Origin of the sequence: Limnoglobus roseus (genome assembly GCF_008254045.1) — a bacterium.
In the GTDB taxonomy this organism is placed as follows: Bacteria; Planctomycetota; Planctomycetia; order Gemmatales; family Gemmataceae; genus Limnoglobus; species Limnoglobus roseus.
Map to the genome: position 1 here is coordinate 5,902,099 of NZ_CP042425.1, position 21,822 is coordinate 5,923,920.

General features: G+C 63.1%; 16 protein-coding genes. 7 read left to right on the plus strand and 9 right to left on the minus strand.

What is annotated here, in order from left to right:
* Window positions 1–4: 4 nt before the first annotated feature.
* From PX52LOC_RS24880 to PX52LOC_RS42820, 5 genes are all read right to left on the minus strand, one after another.
* Entirely contained in the window at window positions 5–1,735 is a 1,731-nt protein-coding gene (locus PX52LOC_RS24880; protein WP_246173459.1) for a SulP family inorganic anion transporter, read from the minus strand.
* 270 nt (window positions 1,736–2,005) lie between these two features.
* Window positions 2,006–3,448, minus strand: a complete 1,443-nt coding sequence (locus tag PX52LOC_RS24885) for a sigma-54-dependent transcriptional regulator (protein ID WP_149112620.1) — start codon at window positions 3,446–3,448, stop codon at window positions 2,006–2,008.
* The gene (locus PX52LOC_RS24890; protein ID WP_149112621.1) at window positions 3,426–4,868 is read right to left on the minus strand and encodes a sensor histidine kinase; all 1,443 of its coding nucleotides are present in this window, start codon (window positions 4,866–4,868) and stop codon (window positions 3,426–3,428) included. Before PX52LOC_RS24890 ends, PX52LOC_RS24885 begins: the two co-directional genes overlap by 23 nt.
* Window positions 4,869–5,291: 423 nt before the next feature.
* Entirely contained in the window at window positions 5,292–6,659 is a 1,368-nt protein-coding gene (locus PX52LOC_RS24895; protein WP_149112622.1) for a DUF1501 domain-containing protein, read from the minus strand.
* Between the two features lie 34 nt (window positions 6,660–6,693).
* Window positions 6,694–9,369 carry a PSD1 and planctomycete cytochrome C domain-containing protein gene (locus PX52LOC_RS42820; protein WP_246173460.1) on the minus strand — a complete coding sequence of 892 codons (2,676 nt, stop codon included), beginning with the start codon at window positions 9,367–9,369 and terminating at the stop codon, window positions 6,694–6,696.
* Between the two features lie 359 nt (window positions 9,370–9,728).
* Between PX52LOC_RS42820 and PX52LOC_RS24910 the strand changes: the two genes are divergently transcribed.
* From PX52LOC_RS24910 to PX52LOC_RS24925, 4 genes are all read left to right on the plus strand, one after another.
* On the plus strand, window positions 9,729–11,180 hold the full coding sequence (locus tag PX52LOC_RS24910; RefSeq protein ID WP_149112623.1) for an alginate export family protein: 1,452 nt from the start codon (window positions 9,729–9,731) through the stop codon (window positions 11,178–11,180).
* A 115-nt stretch (window positions 11,181–11,295) separates the two neighbouring features.
* Entirely contained in the window at window positions 11,296–12,225 is a 930-nt protein-coding gene (locus PX52LOC_RS24915; protein WP_149112624.1) for a sulfurtransferase, read from the plus strand.
* An 8-nt stretch (window positions 12,226–12,233) separates the two neighbouring features.
* Window positions 12,234–13,187, plus strand: coding sequence for an inorganic phosphate transporter (locus PX52LOC_RS24920; RefSeq protein WP_149112625.1), 954 nt, complete (start codon window positions 12,234–12,236; stop codon window positions 13,185–13,187).
* A 233-nt stretch (window positions 13,188–13,420) separates the two neighbouring features.
* Entirely contained in the window at window positions 13,421–13,645 is a 225-nt protein-coding gene (locus tag PX52LOC_RS24925) for a hypothetical protein (RefSeq protein ID WP_149112626.1), read from the plus strand.
* A gap of 46 nt (window positions 13,646–13,691) precedes the next feature.
* On the opposite strand, the gene PX52LOC_RS24930 is transcribed toward PX52LOC_RS24925, so the two are convergent.
* The 3 genes from PX52LOC_RS24930 to PX52LOC_RS40930 all read right to left on the minus strand — a co-directional run bounded on the left by PX52LOC_RS24930 (window position 13,692) and on the right by PX52LOC_RS40930 (window position 16,372).
* Complete coding sequence (locus tag PX52LOC_RS24930; RefSeq protein ID WP_149112627.1) at window positions 13,692–13,922, minus strand: hypothetical protein; 231 nt, start codon at window positions 13,920–13,922, stop codon at window positions 13,692–13,694.
* Window positions 13,923–14,052: 130 nt separating this feature from the next.
* Window positions 14,053–15,849 carry a DEAD/DEAH box helicase gene (locus PX52LOC_RS24935; protein ID WP_149112628.1) on the minus strand — a complete coding sequence of 599 codons (1,797 nt, stop codon included), beginning with the start codon at window positions 15,847–15,849 and terminating at the stop codon, window positions 14,053–14,055.
* On the minus strand, window positions 15,839–16,372 hold the full coding sequence (locus tag PX52LOC_RS40930) for a hypothetical protein (protein WP_168219191.1): 534 nt from the start codon (window positions 16,370–16,372) through the stop codon (window positions 15,839–15,841). The genes PX52LOC_RS24935 and PX52LOC_RS40930 overlap by 11 nt, the downstream gene beginning before the upstream one ends.
* Window positions 16,373–16,668: 296 nt before the next feature.
* On the opposite strand from PX52LOC_RS40930, the gene PX52LOC_RS24940 reads away from it, so the two are divergent.
* Entirely contained in the window at window positions 16,669–18,381 is a 1,713-nt protein-coding gene (locus tag PX52LOC_RS24940; RefSeq protein ID WP_149112629.1) for an NADPH-dependent assimilatory sulfite reductase hemoprotein subunit, read from the plus strand.
* 51 nt (window positions 18,382–18,432) lie between these two features.
* The gene (locus tag PX52LOC_RS24945) at window positions 18,433–19,212 is read left to right on the plus strand and encodes a uracil-DNA glycosylase (protein WP_149112630.1); all 780 of its coding nucleotides are present in this window, start codon (window positions 18,433–18,435) and stop codon (window positions 19,210–19,212) included.
* Between the two features lie 3 nt (window positions 19,213–19,215).
* Here the strand turns inward: PX52LOC_RS24945 and PX52LOC_RS24950 are convergent, their stop codons facing one another.
* Entirely contained in the window at window positions 19,216–20,712 is a 1,497-nt protein-coding gene (locus tag PX52LOC_RS24950) for a serine/threonine-protein kinase (protein ID WP_149112631.1), read from the minus strand.
* Window positions 20,713–20,937: 225 nt separating this feature from the next.
* Here PX52LOC_RS24950 and PX52LOC_RS24955 point away from each other — a divergent pair, with 225 nt between their 5' ends.
* Window positions 20,938–21,822, plus strand: a complete 885-nt coding sequence (locus PX52LOC_RS24955) for a HEAT repeat domain-containing protein (protein WP_168219192.1) — start codon at window positions 20,938–20,940, stop codon at window positions 21,820–21,822.

Below are 21,822 nucleotides of genomic sequence, written 5' to 3' on the forward strand. Positions count from 1 at the left end.
GGGCTTACGCCACAGTTGTCGGCACGATCGGCACGCCGCCCGACTTCTTCCGCGCAGCGAGCGGGTGGCTCGACAGGGCTTGGTGTTCGTCGAGGCCGATCAATCGGAGTTCCTTCCCGGTGGCCTGGAGTTCGGACTCCAGTTCCTGCAGTTTCTCCATCACGCTGTGGTCCACCAACCGCGTGTGAGACAGGTCGATGACGACCTCATCCCGCCCCGCCGCCTGTGTGACAATCGCCTTCCGCAGGGCGAGCCAATTGCTGAAGACCGCCGCCTGCTTGACGACCAAGATCACGAGGGCATCCCCTTCCGGCACCACCTCGATGTCCGACTTGAGGAAGCCGGTGACCGGGGCACCGTTCCACAGGTGGAAGAGGATTTCGAGGGCGACCCCGATCGCGATGCCGATGAGCAGGTCGGTGGCCAGGGTTGCGATGATCGTCCCGACGAAGACGACGAACTGTTCGCTCCCGACCTTGTAGGTTCGCACGAATTCCTTCGGCGACGCGAGGCGGAAGCCGGTGAAGACCAAAATCGCCCCGAGGGCGGCTAGCGGAATCTGGTGGATGACATTCGGGAATGCGAGTACGAACGCGAGCAGGCAGCACCCGTGAACGAGGTTGGCCGCCCGCGATCGGGCACCGTTGTCGATGTTCGCCTTGCTGCGGACGATCTCGGAAATCATCGGCATGCCACCAACGGCGGCCGCGAGCGTATTTGCGAATCCCACGGCCAGGAGGTCACGGTCGAAGCTGGTCTTCCGCCGCCACGGGTCGATCAGTTCGATGGCCTTCGCACTGAGGAGCGACTCTAAACTGCCGATGAGCGAGAAGAGCAACAAGTACGTCAGGCCGGTGGCGGTCGCCAGGCCGCTGAAATCGGGGAAGGCGAAGGCCGCTTTCGGGTTCTTCAAGACTTCCGGCATGTCGACCAGGAACCGCGGACCGACCTCGTGCACCGCGGGGTGTTCACTGTCGAAGAACTTGTTCGGGAAGAGGTACGTGTGCTGGTGTTCCAGGTCGAAGTACGCACTGAAGGCAATCGCGACGATCAACACAATGAGCTGGCCGGGAACCTTCTTGATCGCCTTTGCCTTCGCTCGCTTCGCAAGAAAGGGCAGTCCGAACAGAATGACTAGCCCGATCACTCCGATGAATGCGATCTCGGGATTGAAACCGCGAACCTTCTCGGGAAATTCCGAGATCAGGGTGAGCGGGCCGGCACCCTTCGTCGGAGTCGTGCCGCAAACCTCGTACACCTGCTTGGCGATGATGCTAATGCCGATGCTCGCCAACATGCCGTGAACAGGCGTGAGGGGGAACACGTCTACCAACCGCCCGGCCCGGATCAAGCCGAAGAGAATCTGAACGACGCCCGCCGTCACGCCGATGCCGAGCGTGAGTTTGTAACCCAGGTACGCCCGGTCCGTTTCGGAAAGCCCGGCCCCGAATTCGGCCCCGAGTTCTGTTACGGCACCGTACACGATCACGATCAGCCCGGCGGCGGGGCCTTTGATCGTCAATTGCGAGTTGCTAATGAGGGAGGTCAGGATGCCGCCGATGACCGCCGTCCAGATGCCCGAAATCGGCGGGAAACCGCTGGCCCGTGCGATGGCAAGGCACAACGGCATGGCGATCAGAAAGACGAGGAAACCAGCAATCGCGTCGAAGCGAATGTTGCCAAAAAAGCCTGGAGCGACATCGCTCCCAGGGGCGACCTTCGCGGATTTGTTCAAGCGTAGATCCCGGAATATGAATCCGATTTGGCGGATGCCACCGAGGTTAGTTGAGTCCCCGTCGTACGCTTTTTGCCTGTCACCCAGCTCGACATCCGCCCAGACCAAGCTCAAGTGACGAAGAAATCGGCAATACGGCGGGGACTCAACCAACGTCAGTGACGTTCGGCGGAAGCAAACGAAAGCAAGGGGAGTGCCAGAGGGGAAATTTCGTCGGAAGCACTGGAAATCCAGCCCAGACAGCGAACAGTAGCTCTAACTTTCGGTCGATCACGAATCAGGTTGGTCGTTCGCCGACCACACTTCCCGGCCAATGTTGATGCCGAGTAAGCGGATTTTGTTCCGCAGGCTCCCCCGTGTAATACCGAGGATTCGGGCCGCCTGAAGTTGGTTCCCGTTCGTGTGTTGGAGGATGCGGATCAAGATTTCCCGCTCCATCCTCGCCAAGCTTTCCGCGTACAGCGTTTCGGAGCCGGCCGCAATCCGCTCGTTGACGAACGTATCCCAGTCGAACCGCGCCCCGCCCCCGCTTGTGGCCGCCGGGCGAGTCAGCACTTGGGCCGGCAAAAAGTCAGCCAATAACACCGGACCCCGTGCATGGAGCAGGGCTTGCTTTAAGATGCTTTGGAGTTCTCGCACGTTCCCCGGCCACGGGTAAGCCCGCAGGACCTCCAGGGCTTCCGGGGTGACCTGTTGCACCGGACTGCCGAGGCTGGCGGCGTAGCGGTGGATGTAATACTCGACCAACAACGGGAGGTCGTCCCCGCGGTCCCGCAGCGGCGGGAGTGTGATGGAAAAGACGTTTAGGCGGAAAAATAAGTCCTTCCTGAAGCGTCCCTCTTGAACGGATTTCTCCAGGTCCACGTTCGTGGCCGCGATGACCCGCACGTCGGTTTGGACGAGTTCGTTGCCGCCGACGCGCTCGAACCGCTGCTCCTGGAGGACGCGGAGCATTTTGACCTGGGCGATGAGCGGCAGTTCCCCGACTTCGTCGAGGAAGATTGTGCCGCCGCTGGCTTGCTCGAACTTGCCGATTCGCTTCCGGTCGGCCCCGGTGAACGCCCCCCGCTCGTGGCCGAAGAGTTCACTTTCCAGCAGGTTTTCCGGGATGGCTCCGCAATTCACGGCGAGGAACGGCTGCTGACTCCGCCGCGAGTGCTGGTAGATGGCGCGGGCGACCAGTTCCTTCCCGGTCCCGCTCTCGCCGAGGATGAGCGAAGTGGCGTCGGTTGCCGCGACCCGGCCGATGGCCTTATACACGTCCTGCATCGCGGGGCACCGGCCCAACAGCAAATCGCCCTGAGTCGAGCGCGACTCGATTTCTGGCAGCGAAGCCGGTACACGCATGAGTTGGCTCGACCGGATGGCCCGGTTCACCAACTCCCGCACGTCTGCCAACTCCAGTGGCTTGAGAAGGAAGTCGAACGCTCCTTCCTTCATCGCGGCGATGGCCAGTTCCGTCGTGCCGTGCCCTGTGATGAGGACGATCGGAATCCGCGCGTCGATGGCGTGCAACCGGTGGAAGGTGTCCAGACCCGTCGAGTCGGGGAGGTGAATGTCGAGTACGACCACGTCCGGCCGGTTTGCTTCGAAGGCCGCGGCGGCTTCGCCCGACGTGGACGCGGTGGTCAGCGTTACGTCGGCGTCACGAAACGCGCGGCGGAAGGCGTGTTGGATCGATGCTTCGTCGTCAACGAGAAGAATGTTGGCCATTGACCACCCCCGGCAGTCGGATGAAGATGCTGGCCCCACCGCCCTGGCGGTTCGCGGCGTTCACTACCCCGCCGTGATCTTCGATGATGCGCTTCGAGATCACCAGGCCTAAGCCCAGACCCGTGTCCTTCGTGCTGGCGAACGGTTCGAACAGCCGCGGGAAGATCGCTTTCGGGATGCCGGGGCCGGTGTCCGCGACTTCGATCTCCACGTGCGGCAGGTTCGACTGAACGGAGACTTTCAGTGTGCCACCGTTGGGCATCGCGTCGAGCGCGTTCAGAAATAGGTTGACCAGCACTTGCCGCAACTGCTCGGCGTCACCGACCAGTGTGGGGTTCTCCAACGCTTTCTCAAGGCGGATCTTTTGTTTTTCCGCCCGCGGGCGGACCAGTTCGAAGACGTCTTCGATCAGCGGTTGGAGGGCGATCGTCTTCCGTTGCGGCTTCGGCGGTCGGGCGAAGTCGAGGAACGTTTGCAACGACCGTTCCATCCGGCGGACCTCCGCCTCCACGACGCGGAAGTCTTCCCGCGACATCGATTCGTCGTCTTCCAGGCTCGCCTGCACGAGCATCTTGATCGACGTGAGCGGGTTCCGAATTTCGTGGGCCACCCCCGCCGCCAATTGACCGACGGCTGCCAACTGCTCGGCCCGCAAGATTTCGTGTTCCCGCTGCTGAAGGTCGCGGACGACTTGCTCGATCCGCTCGCTGAGGCGGTCGACCTCGGCGTGCAGGTGTTGGAAATCCCCTTCTTCCGTCAGGACGATTTCCGGCAGGTCCGGGCCGAGCTTCCCCGCCGCGTCTTGCAACTGAATTTGCAGCCGTCGGATCGACCGGCTGAGGCTGCGGGCGACGCCGAAGCCGAGGATCAACCCGGCCACGCCACCTAGGCCGCCGACGCCGCCCATACCCCAGGCGAGCTGCCGGAGGACGCGCTCGTGGTGTTCGGCCGACTGCTCTACCCGCCCGCTGTTGTAGTGTTCGAATTCCTCGCACCGCTTGAGCACGTCGGTTTCCAGACGGCGGGTCGCGAGGCGGCGGGCCTCCTCGTGGCCCGCGTCAATCGGCGGGGGAAGTCCGCGCCACTGTTCGAGGTACTTTTCGTAGGACGAGACGATTTGGGTATAGAGTTCCATTTCTTCCGGTTGATCGGCCGCCAAGAGCAGGCTCGCCAGCAGGCCGCGGACCCGATCGTGGAGGGATCGCACGGTTTCGACCCGGTCGTCCTCAAGAACGATCAGATCTTGAAGGCACTGCTCCAGTTCGATGGCGACTCGCTGACTCTCGACATTTTCTCGAAGCACACGAGTGATGGTCGCTTGCTGTGTGAACAGGGAGATGGCGGTAAACGCGCAGAGCGTCATCAGGCACAAGCTGATGAGCGTCACCGGCCCGAGGTATCGCATCCGCAGACCGAGCATACCCACTCCTCAGCCCCTTCGGTGTTGATCGTTTTACGCAATCCGCACGGGCCGAACGGGATCACGATGGCCCAAGTCTGGCTCGAAATCGACCACTCTGGTTTCAACCGGGCCAGCGCAAATGCTGCGATTGCGTGCGGTCTGCCCACTTTACCCGGCGACCATGCCCTCGGCACGGGGTGCAAAGTGTCTCGGATTCTCCCCTAACAAGTGGCGGGCCAACTGTGCTTTTGAAGAACCCAGTCGACGAGGATGGCAACTCCCACAGAGGGGGAGATTCCCAAAGCCAACTGCGGAAGTCGAGTAAGGGATGGTAGAAAACGAGGCGAGCGGGTGGCGTAAGCCCCCTGATTCTGGTGCGTATCCCACCCAGAATCAGGGGGCTTACGCCACCCGCTCGCCTCTTGGCGGTTTGTTATCGACTCAGGCCAGGATGTCTTTCACAACCACGCCGTGAACGTCCGTCAGGCGGAAGTCGCGGCCGCTGTAGCGGTAGGTCAGTTTCTCGTGGTTGATCCCCATCTGGTGCAGGATCGTGGCGTGCAGGTCGTGAACGTGGACCTTCTTCTCGACGGCGGAGAAACCGAACTCGTCGGTGCTGCCGTAGGCCATGCCGCCCTTGACCCCGCCGCCGGCGAGGAAGACGCTGAACCCGTGATGGTTATGGTCGCGGCCGTTCGACCCTTCGCTCGTCGGCGTGCGGCCGAACTCGCCGCCCCACAGGACGAGCGTCTCTTCGAGTAGCCCGCTCCGCTTCAAGTCTCGCAACAGCGCGGCCACGGCCTTGTCACTGTCGGCCGCTTTGGTGCGGTGGCCCTTCTCGATGTCGCCGTGGTCGTCCCACGGCTGGCCGCTGCCGTAGAAGACCTGGACCATTCGCACGCCGCGCTCGACCAACCGGCGGGCGGTCAGGCAGGCGTCGGCGAAGTACCCCTTGCCGTACTCCTCGCGGGTCTTGGTCGCCTCCTTGCTCACGTCGAAGGCGTCGGTCGCCTCGGTTTGCATCCGGAAGGCCATCTCCAGCGATTGAATCCGCGCGTCGAGTTGGTCGTCGCCGGCTCGCTTGTCGGCGTGCATCTTGTTCAGGCCGTTCAGCAGGTCGAGTTGCTCCCGCTGGGTCTCGGGCGTGAGGTTCTTGTTGCGGATGTGGTCGATCACCCGCTTCGGGTCGAGGTTCGCGATGTGGCAGCCCTGGTAGACGCCGGGCAGGAAGCTGTTGTTCCACAGGGCCGGGCCGACGACCGGCTTGCCGGGGCAGAGGACGACGAAGCCCGGCAGGTTTTGGTTCTCGGTGCCGAGGCCGTACAGGAGCCAGCTGCCCATGCTCGGGCGGATCGGCTGGGTGTTGCCGCACGTCATCAGCAGCAACCCCGGCTCGTGGTTCGGGATGTTCGTGTGCATCGACCGGATGACGCAGATGTCGTCGATGCACTTGCCGATCTCGGGGAAGATCTCGCTGACCTCGATCCCGGACTTGCCGCACTTCTTGAACGCGAACGGCGACTGGTAGAGGCCGCCGGTTTTGCGCTCGGTCTTCAGCCCGGCGGTCGTCGGCTGTTGGCCGTGGAACTTCTTGAGGGCCGGCTTCGGGTCGAACGTATCGACCTGGCTCGGCCCGCCGTTCATGAACAAGTGGATGACGTGCTTCGCCTTCGCCGGGAAGTGGGCCACCTTCGGGGCGAGCGGGCTCGCCGCTTCGGCCGTCGCGTCCTGAGCGAGCAAGCTCGCGAGGCCGAGCGCGCCCAACCCCGTACCGGTGCGGGCGAGTAATTCGCGGCGGGTGAAAGGCATCTGGAAATTCATCGGTCCGTTCCGCGTTGGGTGGTTAGTCGACGTACAGGAACTCGTTGCTGGCGAGCAACGCCTGAGCGTACTGCTGCCAGCGGGTGAGGGTGTCCGAGGGCTTGGCGGGCATCTTGAGGAACGCGACGGCCAACTCCCGTTCCTTCGCTTCCGGCGGGCGGTTGAAGGCGAGGTGGTACGCGGCCGTCACGCGGTCGGCGTCGGTCTTCCCGAGCTTTTCCAGCCGATTCGCGAAGGCCTTCGCCTGGGCGATCATGAACTCGCTGTTCAGGGCGAAGAGTTGCTGCTGCGGTACGGTTGTGACGTTCCGGCGGTCGGCCGTGACGTTCGCGTCGGGGAAGTCGAACAGCCGCAGGAGGCCGTCGAGTTCGTGGCGGCTGATCTTGGCGTACACCGTCCGCCGCTTCGCGTTCGCGTCCCGCAGGTCGAACGTCGGGCCGCCGAGTGTTTCGTCGAGATTGCCGCTGACGCCGAGGAGGGAATCCCGCCACGCTTCCACGTCAAGCCGCTTGCGGGTGCCGCGCCAGAGGTAGACGTTGCCGCCGTCGGTCTTGTTGTTGTCCGCGTTCGGCTCGGCCGCGAGGCGGTACACGTTGGTGAGCAGGATTTGCTTGTGGAGCCACTTCAACGACGAGCCGTTCTTGACGAACTCGACGGCGAGGTGGTCGAGCAATTCGGGGTGGCTCGGCCGGTCGCCGAGCGAACCGAAGTTGCTCGGCGTGTTCACCAGTCCGCGGCCGAAGTGCCACGCCCAAACGCGGTTGACGATGACGCGGGCGGTTAGCGGGTTGTCGGGGCTGGCAATCGCGTTCGCGAGGTCGAGCCGCGTGAACGGCTTGGCCGCCGGCTTCGCGTCGGTCTTCGACAGTACCTGGAGGAAGCCCTTCGGCGCGTCCTCACCTTTCGTGGCCGGGTTGCCGCGGATGTAGACCTTCATGCCTTGCTCGCCGCCGGACACGATGTGGGCCGTCAGCGGGGCGACGGGGGATGCCTTCTTCTGCTTCTCCACCTCGCCACGGAGTTCGGCGAGCTTCGGCTTCACGTCCGCGGTCACGAACATTTTTTCCGCGTCGGCCGGCGCGACGAACAGCGGAGCGGTCGCGTCGAGGAACATCGCCTTCGTCAGCGGATCGGAGGTCTTCCCGGCCGACTTCTTGTTCTTGACCGGGACGATGTCGGGCACGTCAACCGACACGAGTTTCGATTGAACCGCTGCGGCCGCGGTGCCGACTTCCTCCGGCTTCGCGTCGGCCTTCAGCGCGAACCAGTCCTTGAAAACGGCCGGCGCTTTCGAGGCGTTCGCCGGGTCGAGGAACTTCACCCAACGGTCGAGGAAGTAGCGGTTCAATCCATCCTTCGAGACGAACTCCTGCGGCCTCGCCTTCGCGGTGCGAATCTTGTGGGCCGCTTCGAGGTACTTCGCTGTCAGCGCCGCCGCTTCTTTCGCTGCCGCCTTCCCGGCGTCACCCAGGAAGTGGTTCACGAGTTCCTCGGCCGCGGTCACTTTCGCCTGCGCGTCGTTGTACTTTTTCAACTCGTCGGGCTTGGCGAGGGGCGATTGCGTGAGATTGGAGCCGTAGTAGATGCCGGCGATCGAGTAGTAATCGCGGGTCGGGATCGGGTCGAACTTGTGGTCGTGGCAGCGGGCACAACTCACGGTCAGGCCGAGGAAACCACGGGTGAGCGTGTCCACGCGGTCGTCGAGTTCCTCGGCAATCGCTTGCTCGCGGGCGGTGTTCTTGTAGTACTCTGCTCCGAGGCCCAGGAAGCCCATACCCGCCAGCCGCTTGAAGAGGTCGTCCTTCGGTTCGGCCATCAGATCGCCGGCGACCTGCAAGCGCACGAACTGGTCGTAGGGCATGTCGTCGTTGAACGCCTGGATCACCCAGTCGCGGTAGAGGTAGGCGTTCTTCTTCGGCGTGACGCCGAACGTGTGCGCCTGGTCTTCCGCGTAGCGGGCCACGTCCAGCCAGTACCGGCCCCACCGCTCGCCGTACCGCGGAGACTTCAACAGGCGGTTGATCAACTTCTCCCACGCTTTCGGGGATTGGTCGGCAACGAACGCCTCGACTTCTTCCGGCGTCGGCGGCAACCCCGTCAGGTCGAACGTGACGCGACGGACCAGCGTCCGCAGATCCGCCTGGGGAACGGGTCGAAGCCCCTTCTCGTCCCATTTCGCGCGAACGAAGCGGTCGATGCTTGATTGCTCGGCATTCGTCGGCACCGTCTGCGGCTTCGGCGATTGAAGTGACCAGAACTGCCGGCCCTTCTCCAGATCGAGGCCGGCGGCTTTGACCGTGGTTGTCGTGTCGGTGCGGGGATCGACCGCGCCGTCCTTGATCCACTTCTCGAAATCCGCCACGACCGCGGCCGGCAGTTTACCGTCCGGTGGCATCTGGATTTCGCCCTCGTGCCGGAGCGACTTGAGGAACGTCCCCTCGGCCGGCTTGCCGGGCACAATGGCCTTGCCGGTGTCGCCACCCTTCTGCCACCCGGCGACAGTGTCGAGCAGGAGTCCGCCACGCAACTTATCGGCCTTGGCCGCCTTCTCCGAGTGGCACTTGTAGCATTTCTCGACGAGAACGGGGCGAATCTTCGCCTCGAAAAACTCCACCGCTTTCGGGTCGTCCGCGGCGGTCAATCGGTCGGCGAAGAGGGGCGCAACGAGAAGTGCCAACACGGTACGGGGCCAGGACATTTCGGGTACTCACCGAAAGAGAACAGGCGGGAGGAATCAGGCGGGAGAGAAGCGGCAGGCAGGATTAACACAATTACGATAACATCAACGCCCGTGAAAAGCCACAGTTCCTGGAAAAATTTGCCCGCCGGCGGTCACCGAGGATCGTGCCTGCCAGCGGAAAATGATAACTGCCCGCGTGACAAGGCTTCGCCTTGTATTGTTTTGCGGTCGTGGATATGGCCGCCCCGGGGGAAAGGGAGAGGCGAATCAAAGGGGATCGTATGCGCCCGCTGTTGTCCGCTGCAATCATTCTGGTGGCGTTAGCCCCGAGTGCAATCGCACAGTCGGGTTCGGTGCTAGAACCGACAACTCCGCTGGTGCCGCGAACCACACCGGCACCGATCGGCGTGGGTAGTCCGTTGCTAGCCGAACCGTCGCAACGGACAGATGCCGACCCGTCGGTTCAGTTTCCGTCCTCGGTCCGCCAACCACCCCCGGCCGTCTCGATCGGCCAGCCACTCTCGACGCCGTATGACTGGAATCAGTTTCGCCTGGGCGGTCAGTTCCGGATCGAAGGGGACGCGAACAACTTCCCGTTTCACCCCACGTCGCTGTTGCCGGAGCAACCGAGTCGGGCGTTCGTGAACCAGCGATACCGTCTCTGGCTCACGTACTCGCCGAATGAGCACGTTGAGGGCTACGCCCAGATGCAGGTCGGCGGCATCAACTGGGGGACGAACTACGACTTCAACAAGAACTTCATCGGCAACTTTACTTCCGTGGTCGGCGACCGGGTGGGCATCGAACTGCGGCGGGCGTGGCTGGCTTACAAGGACGAAGACCTCGGCAAGGTCCGCGTCGGCTTCCTGGACTGGCACGACTCGTTCAACGACACGCTCGCCAGTTCCAACTACGACTTCAACGTCGCGGGCATTGACTGGGTGAGGGTCGCGCCGGCTTTGAACGGCCTCCGATTGTCGGCGGCCACCTTGTTGCTGTCCGATCAAGCATTCGCAACCTCGAACCCCGCCCCGTCGGCGGGAACGCACTCCGCGGTCCTGTATGCGTTTGATGCCGACCAACCGCTGACGGATAAGTTCAGTGTGGGGGCCAGTGCCTACGTCCTGTACGACCGTGGGGGGTACTCCTTCCCGACCGTCGCGGCCTACCGATACTCGGTCGAATCGTGGTTCGGACTCCGGGCGAAGTGGGACAGCGAAACGCTGCCGCTCGCTGGGTTCGTTTTGGCAAACACCGGCCGGCGGGCAGACTTCGGGCCGACCGGGTTCCGGAACACCGGGTGGGCGAGTTGGCTGCAAGCCGGCCCGCTGAAGATCGGCGAAGGGAAGCTCAGCACACAGATTCTTTACGCCAGCGGGGACAGTGACCCCGGCAACGGCCGGTCGGGGGAGTTCCGCACCGTCGCCCAGTCGTACCGGGATAACTTCGGGGCACAGGGTTACTGGAGCTACCTGCAACTTACCAGCCCGAACGGTCCCGGCGACGTGGCCGACCTCGGCGTGAGCCTTCAAAACCGCGGCCTCGGTCTGCTGACCGCACAAGGCAAGTTCGAGTACCCGCTGGCGAAACGGTTGCTGAGTACGACCACCGCCGGGTGCCTGCAGTCGGCCGTCCGCAATCCAGCGAACGGTTCGCGGGACATCGGCACCGAAATCGGGGAAATGTTCACCATCGACTTCGGTGGAGGTATGAAACTCGACACGGGTTCGGCCGTGCTGTTCACTGGCGACTTCTACCGTCCCGCCCCGAACGCGGCGAAAGAAGCGACGCTGTGGGAGGTGTTCGGCCGGTTGCAACTGGAGTTCTAAACGCAAGCAGGGAGAGAATTCCGTGCCACTCTCTGACAGTTCCGTGTCCAGGAGGCGGCGAGGAAATATCTTAACGCCTGGGCAAGAATTACCACTGGCCGGAGTTCGCTCTCCAATGCAATCGTTGCGATTCACAATCTGCTCGCTGTTTCTGATGCTGGCGTTCGCGATGTTCGGATCGACCGCGCGGGCGGACATCGACATCATCTCGCCGGCCGAAGCCCAGAAGTTAATCGAATCCACCGATCCGGCCAAGCGGCCGATCGTGCTGGACACCCGCGGCGGGTACAAGGACTACTTCCGCGGTCACCTGCCGACCGCCCACCACCTGAACTTCGACACGCTCCGCGGCACTGATAAGGGCGTTCCTGTGCAGTACCTGCCGGACGACCTGACCAAGGCGCTGCTCGTCCGCGCCGGGATCGACAAGAACCGGATGCACCTGATCTACGCGACCGGCGAGAAACTGCCGAACGACGAAATCCTGAGCGCGAGCATGGTCGCCTACGTCTTGGAAAAGTTCGGCGTCGAGAACATCCGCATCGTGGACGGCGGTCTGCCAGGCTGGAAGGCGGCGAAGTTGCCGGTGACGCAAGAGTATTTCGGTAACCCGACCGGCACGCTCCCGGAGAAGGGCAAGCCGGAGATCGCGCTTAACGTCGATGACGTCCTCACCCGCAAGCCGACGGCGGTCCTGGTCGATGCCCGGCCGCACAACGAGTACCTGGGCGACGACGAAATCTGGCTGCGGAAGGGGCACATCCCCGGCGCGATCAGTTTCCACTGGGCGCGGCTGATGGCGACGGACAACACGCACGAGTTCAAGCCGTTCGAGAAGACGAAGAACGAACTCGCCGCCGCTGGTTTGACGACGGACAAAGAAATCCTCGTGTATTGCGGCACCTCGCGCGAGGGCAGCCTGCTGCGGTTCTATTTGAAGCACGTGGCGAAGTACCCGAACGTCCGCCTCTACGAAGGGTCGTGGAAGGAATACGCCTCGCTCAAGCAACACCCGGCCGAGACGAAGGAAAACAAGGCGAAGTAAGCCCTCCCATGATCCTCGTCATCCTTTGCCTCGCCGCGTTCTTTGTCGCGTTCACCAACGGTGCCAACGCGAACTTCAAGGGCGTGGCGTCGCTCTACGGCAGTGGCACGACGACGCTCCGTCAGGCCGCACTGTGGGGAACGGCGACGACGTTCGCCGGTTCCCTCGCCGCGTTGTTTCTCACGAGTGGTTTGCTCATCGCATTCCGGGGTCGGGGGATCGTCCCGGACGAATTGGTCGCTTCGCCGGAATTCGTGTGTGCTGTGGCCATCGGCGGGGCGCTAACCAGTTTCCTGGCCACCCGCTTCGGGTTCCCGGTCTCCACGACGCACGCCTTGGTCGGGGCGTTGCTCGGGGCGGGGTTGGCCGGCAATGGCGAGGTGCGATTCGCAGCTCTGGGTTCGAACTTTCTCTACCCACTCTTCTTCAGCCCGGCCGTGGCCGCTGTGGCCGGGGCCGTGGTCTACCTGACCTTGAAATCGCTCCGCCTTGCCCCCGATCACCGCACGCCACTGTTGGACACCTTGCACTTCCTGAGCGCCGGGGCCGCGAGCTTCGCCCGCGGCCTGAACGACACGCCGAAGATGGTCGCACTCCTGCTCGCCGTGCCGGGGCTGGGAGTCCACTGGGCATTCGTAATTGTCGCCGTGGCAATCGCGATGGGCGGACTTCTCGACATCGACCGGGTCGCGGAAACGCTCGGCAAGAAAATCACGGGCATGAACCCCGGTCAGGGTTTTGCCGCCAGTCTGGTCACCGCCGGGTTGGTCACGACGGCGAGCCTTCACAGCCTGCCGGTGAGCACGACCCACGTCAGTGTCGGCTCGCTCCTGGGGATGGGTATGGCCTCCCGGCAAGCCCGCTGGCGCAAGGTGGCGGAAATCTTGTTCGCCTGGGTCAGCACCGTCCCGTGCGGAGCACTCCTGGCGGCGCTGGCCTACGTGATACTCGTTCGATGCTAAGGCGAATTGGCACGGCGGGGCGAGGCGCTACTCGACACGGGGAAGCCGTCGACGCCGAGACACTTGGCCGACAACGAACCTTGCCGGCAGACTCGGTGTGGAGATTCGCACCACCGGCTGGCATGGGGACGGGTTGGGTAGGCGGTCTATCTGGCACATGCTTCCGCGGGTCGTAAAACGAACGGACCCGACAATGCCACCGCCAGGCAAATTCGGGCCGGAGGGAATTCGACATGGACCAGGATCGGCGGGAACAATTGATCAGCGCCTTGATTGCGAAGGGGGCAACGAAACCGTGCGCCCGATGTGAGTTCCAGCACTTCGAGATCGTGGCGGAAGCGAACATCGTCATTCAGGCCGAGGGCGCAATCCTTCCCACGGTCGTGGTGGCCTGCACGCACTGCGGCTTCATCAGTCAGTACGCCTTGGGCATTTTGGGCATCCCGCCCGAGATCTAGCCGACCCACTCGCGGTGAGCGGGCCGGCAGAACCCGGCCTTTTAGCTCAGTCCTCGTCGGGTCCGATCTCGGTGCAAGAAATCACGCGGTCGTTGTCGTTGTAATACACCAGCACTTCCGTCCCATCGCCGTCTTGGCCGGTGTACATCCAGCCCTTACCCTTTTTGAAATCGACCCGGGTCGCCCGCTTGAAGCCGTTCCCGTGCTTGACGGACGGACTCAGGTCGGCCTTCGGGTACTTGGCCTGCAACTCTGCCACAGCCTCCTCAAACTTCATCGTCAAAAACCTCCTCGAATGACTGTGTGACTGAAGAAGGAACAAAAATAGGACCGAGGGGCGTGTCCGTCAACCGGGCCGTTTGCAGAACCGGCGGCCGAAATGCAAAATCTCATCCCGCGAGGTCGTGCTAACCCCTTTTCGGCCGCGATTGGATGTCGAACAGGCCGAAGATTTCCCCCTCGGTCAGTCCGAGCGAGGCGGGCTTGTCTGCTTGGCCGAGCACGTCGTTGAACACTTTCCGCTTCGCGTCCAGCACGCCGGCGATTCGCTTCTCGATGGTGTTCTCGGTCAGGAACCGCGTCACCGTGACCGGGTGCCGTTGGCCGACGCGGTGGGCACGGTTAATCGCCTGATCCTCGACGGCCGGGTTCCACCAGCGGTCGAACAGGAACACGTAGTTCGTGAACTGGAGGTTCAGCCCGACGCTGCCGGTGCCGTAGCTCATGAGGATGACGTGGCTGTCCGGATCGTTCTTGAAGCGGTCGAGGATCGGCGTCCGCTCCTGTTGCGGGATGCGGCCGTGGTACTGAAGCGGACCGTAGGGTTTCAGGGCGTCGGCGATCACCAACAGCGGTTCGACCCACTGAGAGAAGATGATCGCCTTCCGGCCGTTCTCGGCGACTTCTTCCATGTCGTGGACCAGTTGTTCGAGCTTCGCGCTCTCGCCGGTGAGCGGGTCGAAGTTACAAATCTGCTTCAGCCGCATCACGAGTTGGAAGACGTGCTGCACCGTCAGCGTGTCGCCGAGCTCGTTCAGTTGGATGACGCCGTCGTTCTCCGCCCGGTCGTAGGCCTCCCGCTGGGCCGGCGTCAAATCGACTTCCACGTCCTTGATCATCTTCGGCGGCATGTCCGACTGTACGTCGTCCTTCGTCCGACGCAGGATCGTGTCGCTCGTCAGGCCGGGGAGTTGCTTCGGCGGGCAATCGGGCGGTACGCGGCCGGAGTCGATGAACTCGAAGAGGTTCACGAGGTCGTCTGGGTGGTTCTCGATCGGCGTGCCGGTCATCGCCCAACTGCGACGGCGGTTGATGCTGCACACGATCTGCGCGGTCTTCGACCCGCGGTTTTTGATCCGCTGGGCCTCGTCCAAGACCACGAGGTCGAAGATCAATTTTGGATCGGCGACGATCTCCCAGTCGCGGGTGAGCGTTTCGTAATTGATGATCTTGAGCGGGCAGTTCGACACGGTCCACATGCGTCTGCGTTCTTCAGTGTCGCCGCCGAAGCACTCGTGCGGGATGTCGGGTGCCCACAGTTTCAACTCGCGACACCAATTGTGAATCAGCGGCTTCGGCGCGACGATCAGGGCATTGTTCAGCAGCCCTTGGTGGAACATGAGCCGCATCGCCAGGATGGCCTGGGCGGTTTTGCCCAAGCCCATCTCGTCGGCGAGTAAGGCCGAGTGGCGGGGCATCAGGAACGCGATGCCTTCCAATTGGTACGGGAACGGTTCGAACGGCACTTCGAGTTGGCGGCCGTCGAAAAGCCCATCCAGGGGCGGTTGCAACAAGTACAGTAGGCGGTCTTTGAAGAGAACGTGGTCGGCCGTCGGCCGGGTACGAACGCGGGCGTTCGGGTCGTCGGCCTTCGCCAGATTCACGACCTGTCGCCCGGCGGGTCGGTCCGGGTGTTCGCGAGCCGGCTTGGCTAACGTCGAATACTCGACCGCCGGCCGGGGGAACTTCCACCCGTCCGTCTGGACCGTGATCTCTAACTTGCCGATCGGCCGCACCCACGGCGTGTGCGAGAGCAACCGGGCTTCCTTGACGTTGGCCGTGATCTGCTCGCTGAACTTCGGCACCGGCACCACGTCCGGCGTCAGGTCGAGGTTCACGGGAATCGTTTGAAACGACTCCCCGCCCTCCAGCGCCGGCAGCGCGAGCGATTGCAACGTCAGCGGTCCGAGTCCTTCAGGCGGCACGGCTAGTCACCCCCATCTTGCGGGCTTCCGTGATCGCCTCCCGGACGCGCGTGAACGGCTCGCTCAGTTCCACGGCTTGATCGACGGCGTCGAGCAACTGCTGGATCCGGGGGCCGTCGTCGGAGAACTTCACCGGGTACAGAATGGGCTGTTTAGCGCGGGAGTGTTTCAGACTCAGTGCGTCGGCGTGCGTTTTCTTGTCGTTCGGCAGGGCGATCACCGGCACGTCGATCCGCGCCCGCAGCGGCAGCAGCGCCGCCGTGTCGGCCACGATCAGGCTCGGTTGCGTGGCCGTCTTCTCAATGAGCGTCTTGCCGATCAGGTCGGCGAGGATGTACTCACTGAGTGTGGCCCCGTAGAGGATTTCCTGCACCCGGTTCGGCTGCACGCTGGTCGTCAGCCGGAATTCGAGCGGCCGACCCCAGGCGTTTGTCACCAGATAGCCGCCGAGGTAACCGCCCGCTTCCGTCAGGACGGTCAGGAATCCAAGTGTCAAGTTCGTCGGTGTTGCGCGGTCCGTCACGGTAGTCGATCCCCATAGTCGGCCATCGTGTTGTTGATGCTACTCGTCTACCATCGGAGGGAGACTGCCCAGACCTTCAGCACCCCTTAGCCTGACAGGGCAGCCGTCTCATTTTTTGTTACGGCAGTCCGGATCATTTACCCATCTTCACAATCGGCGAGCCTCTACCTAATCATGCCGATCGGATTGGTAGAATATACTGATCCGTGTTGTCAGCATTTGCCGACGATGATAGGTTGACCCTAACGGGGCCACTGTTCGCTAACCCAGCCTCGGCTGGATGGATACCTCCTGCAATGTCGAACGACAACGTACCCAAGCCTTCCCCGGTCGAAGGCATCAAGACGAGTAGCCGGTTCCTGCGGGGCACACTCGCCGAGGAACTCGTGAGTGGGGCCGACCACTTCTCGAACGAGTCGATGCAATTGCTGAAGTTCCACGGCAGCTATCAGCAAGAAGACCGGGACGCCCGCAAGAAGCGTGACAAGCCGGCCGGCAGCAAGGCGTACATGTTCATGATCCGGCTCAAACTGCCGGGCGGGAAGTTGACGTCGGCGCAGTACCTCGCGATGGACGACATCTGCGGCAAGTTCGCCAACGGCACCCTGCGACTGACGACGCGGCAGAGCATTCAGTTCCACGGCATCTTGATGGGGAACCTGAAGAACTCCATCGCCGAGATGAACGCGGCCTTCGTTTCTACACTCGGGGCGTGCGGCGACGTGAACCGCAACGTCGTCTGTTGCCCGGCACCGACCGGCGACGCGACGCGCGTGCAGATGCAGGAACTCGCCGACAAGGTCGCCGCTCACCTCGCGCCGCGGGCCGGCGGTGGGTCGTACCACGAAATCTGGCTCAACGGCGAGAAGCAAGAAACCCTTCCCGAACCGGAAGTGGCCGAGCCGATTTACGGCAACATCTACCTGCCACGGAAGTTCAAGATCGGCTTCGCCTTGCCGGACGACAATTGCATCGACATCTTGGCGCAGTGCCTCGGCTTCCTCGCCATCCGCGAGAACGGCCAACCGATCGGGTACAACATGTACGTCGGCGGCGGGCAGGGGAACTCGAACGCGAAGCCGGACACCTACCCGCTGATCGGGCAAGCGGCGTGCTTCCTGACGCCCGACGAAGTCGTCGAGGCGGCCGAGGCGGTTGTGCGGTTGTACCGCGACCACGGCAACCGTTCGGACCGCAAGCGGGCACGGTTCAAGTACGTCGTCCACGATTGGGGCATCGAGAAGTTCCGCGAGGTGTTCGAGCGCGACTACTGGAAGAAGCCGTTGAAGCCGGTGCGGGAAGCGCAGATCGCGAACGTCGACCTCCACCTCGGCTGGCACAAGCAGGCCAACGGCAAGTTCTTTCTCGGCATCTCGGTCGAGAACGGTCGTATCAAGGACGAGGGCAACTACCGCCTCCGTAGCGGCTTGCGGGCCATCGTGAGCAAGTTCGACTGTCTCGTCCGCATCAGCACGCAGCAGGACATTCTGCTCGGCGAAATCGACGGGGCAAACAAGTCCGCCATCGACAGCCTGTTGAACGAGTACGGCATCCCGAAGCCGGAAAACCTGTCGATGGTTCAGAAGTGGAGCATGGCCTGCCCGGCGATCCCGACGTGCGGCCTCGCGATCAGCGAGAGCGAGCGGTCGCTGCCGGGTTTGGTCGATCAGCTCGAACCGATCCTGACGGAACTCGGCCTCGCCGACGAGCAAATCAGCGTGCGGATGACCGGCTGCCCGAACGGGTGTGCCCGGCCGTTCCAGAGTGAGATCGGCCTCGTGGGCCGGGCCGGGCCGAAGTACACCATGTACATCGGCGGTGATAGTTTTGGCCGGCGGCTGAACTTCGAGCTGCAAGACAGTGTGCCGATTGATCAGATCCCGGCCAAACTCGGCAACATCTTCAAGGCATTCAAGGCCGAGCGGCAGGACGGCGAACTGTTCGGCGACTTCTGCTACCGCTTGGGCCTGAACCGGCTGCAAGAGTTGGTCGGGCCGGTGTTGAAGTAACAAAACGCGAAAGCCCCGGCACCATCGTGCCGAGGCTTTCGGCTACCCACTATGGACCTCTCGCCACTTCAAAAGCAGTTGAAACAGCGCCTGGACGCACTCGCGGCGGCGGGAATCGAATTCCTGCCGGCGATCGCGCCCACTCCCATTCGCCTCGAACAAAACCCGTTTGCCACGACCGAACCTGTTTCGACCTCACTGTTCGACGATGTCACGACGGCCTCCGTTGGCGTCGATGATACGCGGCGGCAACTCACGATGTTGGCCGACGAGATTCGCGGGTGCAAGAAGTGCCCGGAACTCTTCGCCACCCGCACGCAGACGGTCTTCGGCGTCGGGCCGGATCGTCCCGATATTTGCTTCATCGGGGAAGCCCCCGGTGCGGACGAGGACCGACAGGGCGAGCCGTTCGTCGGCAAGGCCGGGCAACTACTCAACCGCATCATCACCGCGGCCGGGTTGAAGCGGGAAGAGATCTACATCTGCAACGTGCTGAAGTGCCGGCCGCCGAACAACCGCACGCCGGCGGTTGACGAGTGCAAGAACTGCCGGCCGTATCTCGACCGGCAACTCGAGCTGTTGCAGCCGAAGGTGATTCTCTGCCTGGGCAACGTGCCGACGAAGAACCTGCTCAACACCGCGACCGGCATCACGAGGATGCGGGGGCAGGTCTACAAGTACAACGGCGTGCCGGTGGTCTGCACGTACCACCCATCGTACATCATGCGGCTGGAAGGGCAGGGGGAAGCGGAACGGAAGGCGAAGCTCGAATGCTGGGAGGACATGAAACTCATGCTCAAGCAAATCGGCCGCGAGGTGCCGAAGAAGTAACGGCTACTCGGCCTCCCCCTCTTCGTCGTGGTTCTCTCCGTCCACGTTCAAGCGGTCGCGGATGGCGGCCGAGAGTTGCTTCATCGTCACCGGCCGCACGAACACGACGCCGTTGCGGTGTTCCCGAACGCTCGATGCGAAGCCCTTCTGGTCTTCGTTGAAGATCAAGACGGCCGCGAAGTCTAGGTGCAACAAGTCCGCCTCGCGCAACACCTTCTCGTAAGACTCGATCCCCTCGCGGCCGACGGTTCCCACGTCGATAATCAGGGCGTGGTAGGGTTGTTGCTTGAAGCGGGTGAGGGCCTGGCTCGGGTCGATCGAGATGAGGACGCGGAAACCGAGCTTCTTGAATTGCTGGCGGAAGACGTCCTGCAACTTCTGGTGGTCTTCCGCGATGAAGATCGTCAGCGGCCCGCTCGCCTGGTGCGAACGGGTTCCCGCCGACCCACCCTTCAGCTCGGCCTCGACGGTCTTGACCCCCTCGTGCATCATCGCTGGGGTTTGATATCGGGCGCTCGGCTCGAAGGCGCACATCCGCAGGATCAGGCTGATGACGTTGCCGGGCAGGTCGTACTCGATGCCGAGTTTGCGGATCGTGTCGTCGAGTTCGTACCGAGTCCGCATCTGCATCACCTGCTTGTCGCGGGTCCGCGGCAACAGTGCGTGACCGGTCATAATCTCGAACAGGACGATGCCGAGGAAGTAAATGTCGCTGCGGGGGTCGCCCTTCTTGCTGCCGGTGAGCTTTTCCAGGCCCGCGTAATCGACCGTGCGATCGACTTCGTCGTCGCCGTGGCCCGGTTCCTTGCTGGTCATCAGGGCCGCACCCTGACTAATTTCCGCCAACCCGAAGTCCACGAGCTTCGCGATCTTGTCAGTGGAAATAAGGATGTTCGTCGGCTTGATGTCGCGGTGCGTCAGCCCGCGGGTCTGGGCGTAGGCGAGGCCGGCGGCGCACTCCTCAATGACGTGCAGGGCCTCGGCCGGTTCCAACTTTTTGCGGATCGAGAGGATGTCGCGGAGGTTGCCCCCCTCGACGAATTCCATGACGATGAAGTACTGGCCTGTCGTCTGGTCCTTGCTCACGGCGAGGATTTGCACGATGTTCGGGTGCTGCATCGTCTGACCGATGCGGCCTTCCCGCTCGAACATTTCCACCCGCTTCTTGTCTTCGGTCCACCGCCGCCGCAGAACCTTCACGGCCACGATCTGCCCGGTTCGCGGGTCGTCGCCACGGTAGACGCGGCCGAAGCTGCCGGACGCGATCTTGTACAGCAACCGGAAGCCGCCCAGGATGTAGCCGTCCATGTCGCCCTTGACGAGCTTCGAGCTTTGGAAGGGCGTGATGAGGCCCTTGCGCTCCAGGAGCTTCGCCATGTCCACCGGCGGCCGCGTGCGGTCTTCGAGTTCGTAGAGGCACTCCTTGGCCGCGTTGTCATCGACGATGCCGACGCGGACGACGAGTTGCGCGAATTCGGCGGCATCGGTTGGCGCGGACATTCCAAACTCCACTCGCGGCAGCCAGGATCGGGGTTTGCACAACCATCATAATTTAGCAGGTTCGCACCCCGACGCAATCAGAGGTGGGTACCAAATAGCCGCGTCTGGTAACGGTACGACCGGCAGATGCGGCAGATCGGGACTGGGTTCCGGTTGACTCCCTTAAGGTCCGACGTTATTCCCCGGCCACTTGTTACTCGGACGGACCAGTGCGGAGAGCGGCCCATGCCACGGCGAGTCCTAAATTTCGTGCTTTTCGCCGTCGGCCTGAGCCTGAGCGGCTGTACCGGCGCCTGGGACAAAATGAGCAGCCGGAAGTTTCGCGACCACCCGTATGACGTGATGTTCGACCGCCGCGACCCGCTGACGGTCATGCGGACCAGTCCCGAAGGCGACGACCGTGCGGGGGCTATGAAGAAGCTGAAGGAGCCGGCTGCCAACGGGCGTTCGGCCGACGAACAAGAGGAAGCGTTGAAATTGCTGACCGACGCGGCCATCAATGACCCAAGCCCGGTTGTTCGCGTGGCCGCTATCGACGCCCTCGGCCGGTTCCAGGACGTGCGGGCGGTCAAGAGTCTGACCGCCGCGTACTACCAGTCGGGCGGGACATCTGCTCCCAAAACGGACGCCCCTCTTACGGGGTTGCAACTGACGTCCGGCGGCCGCGAACTCGGTTCCATGGACCGATCGGCGTCGCTGTCCGGACCGTCCGGTTTCGCCCCGGACGTGGCCAGTGTCATCCGCAGTCGAGCGGTGGAAGCCCTGGCAAACACGGGCAAGCCGGAAGCCGTCGGGCTTCTCACGCAGGTGGCGGCGGGCACGGAAAAGACCGGCGGGGGCGACCGCGACACCCGCCTCGCGGCCGTCCGCGGCCTCAAACAACTGCGAACGCCGGAATCGGTCGCGGCCCTCTCAGGCGTGCTGACGGCCGAGAAGACCCGCGACCCGGCGTTGGCGGACCGCGCTCACGAGGGGTTGGTCAACCTCACGGGGCAATCGCTGCCGAACGACCCGCAGAAGTGGGACGCGGTCGTGAAGAGCGGTCAGGCCGCCGTCGTGCCGGCCCCGAACGCGGTTCAGCAGGCCGGTGCGTGGATTTTCGGGAACTGA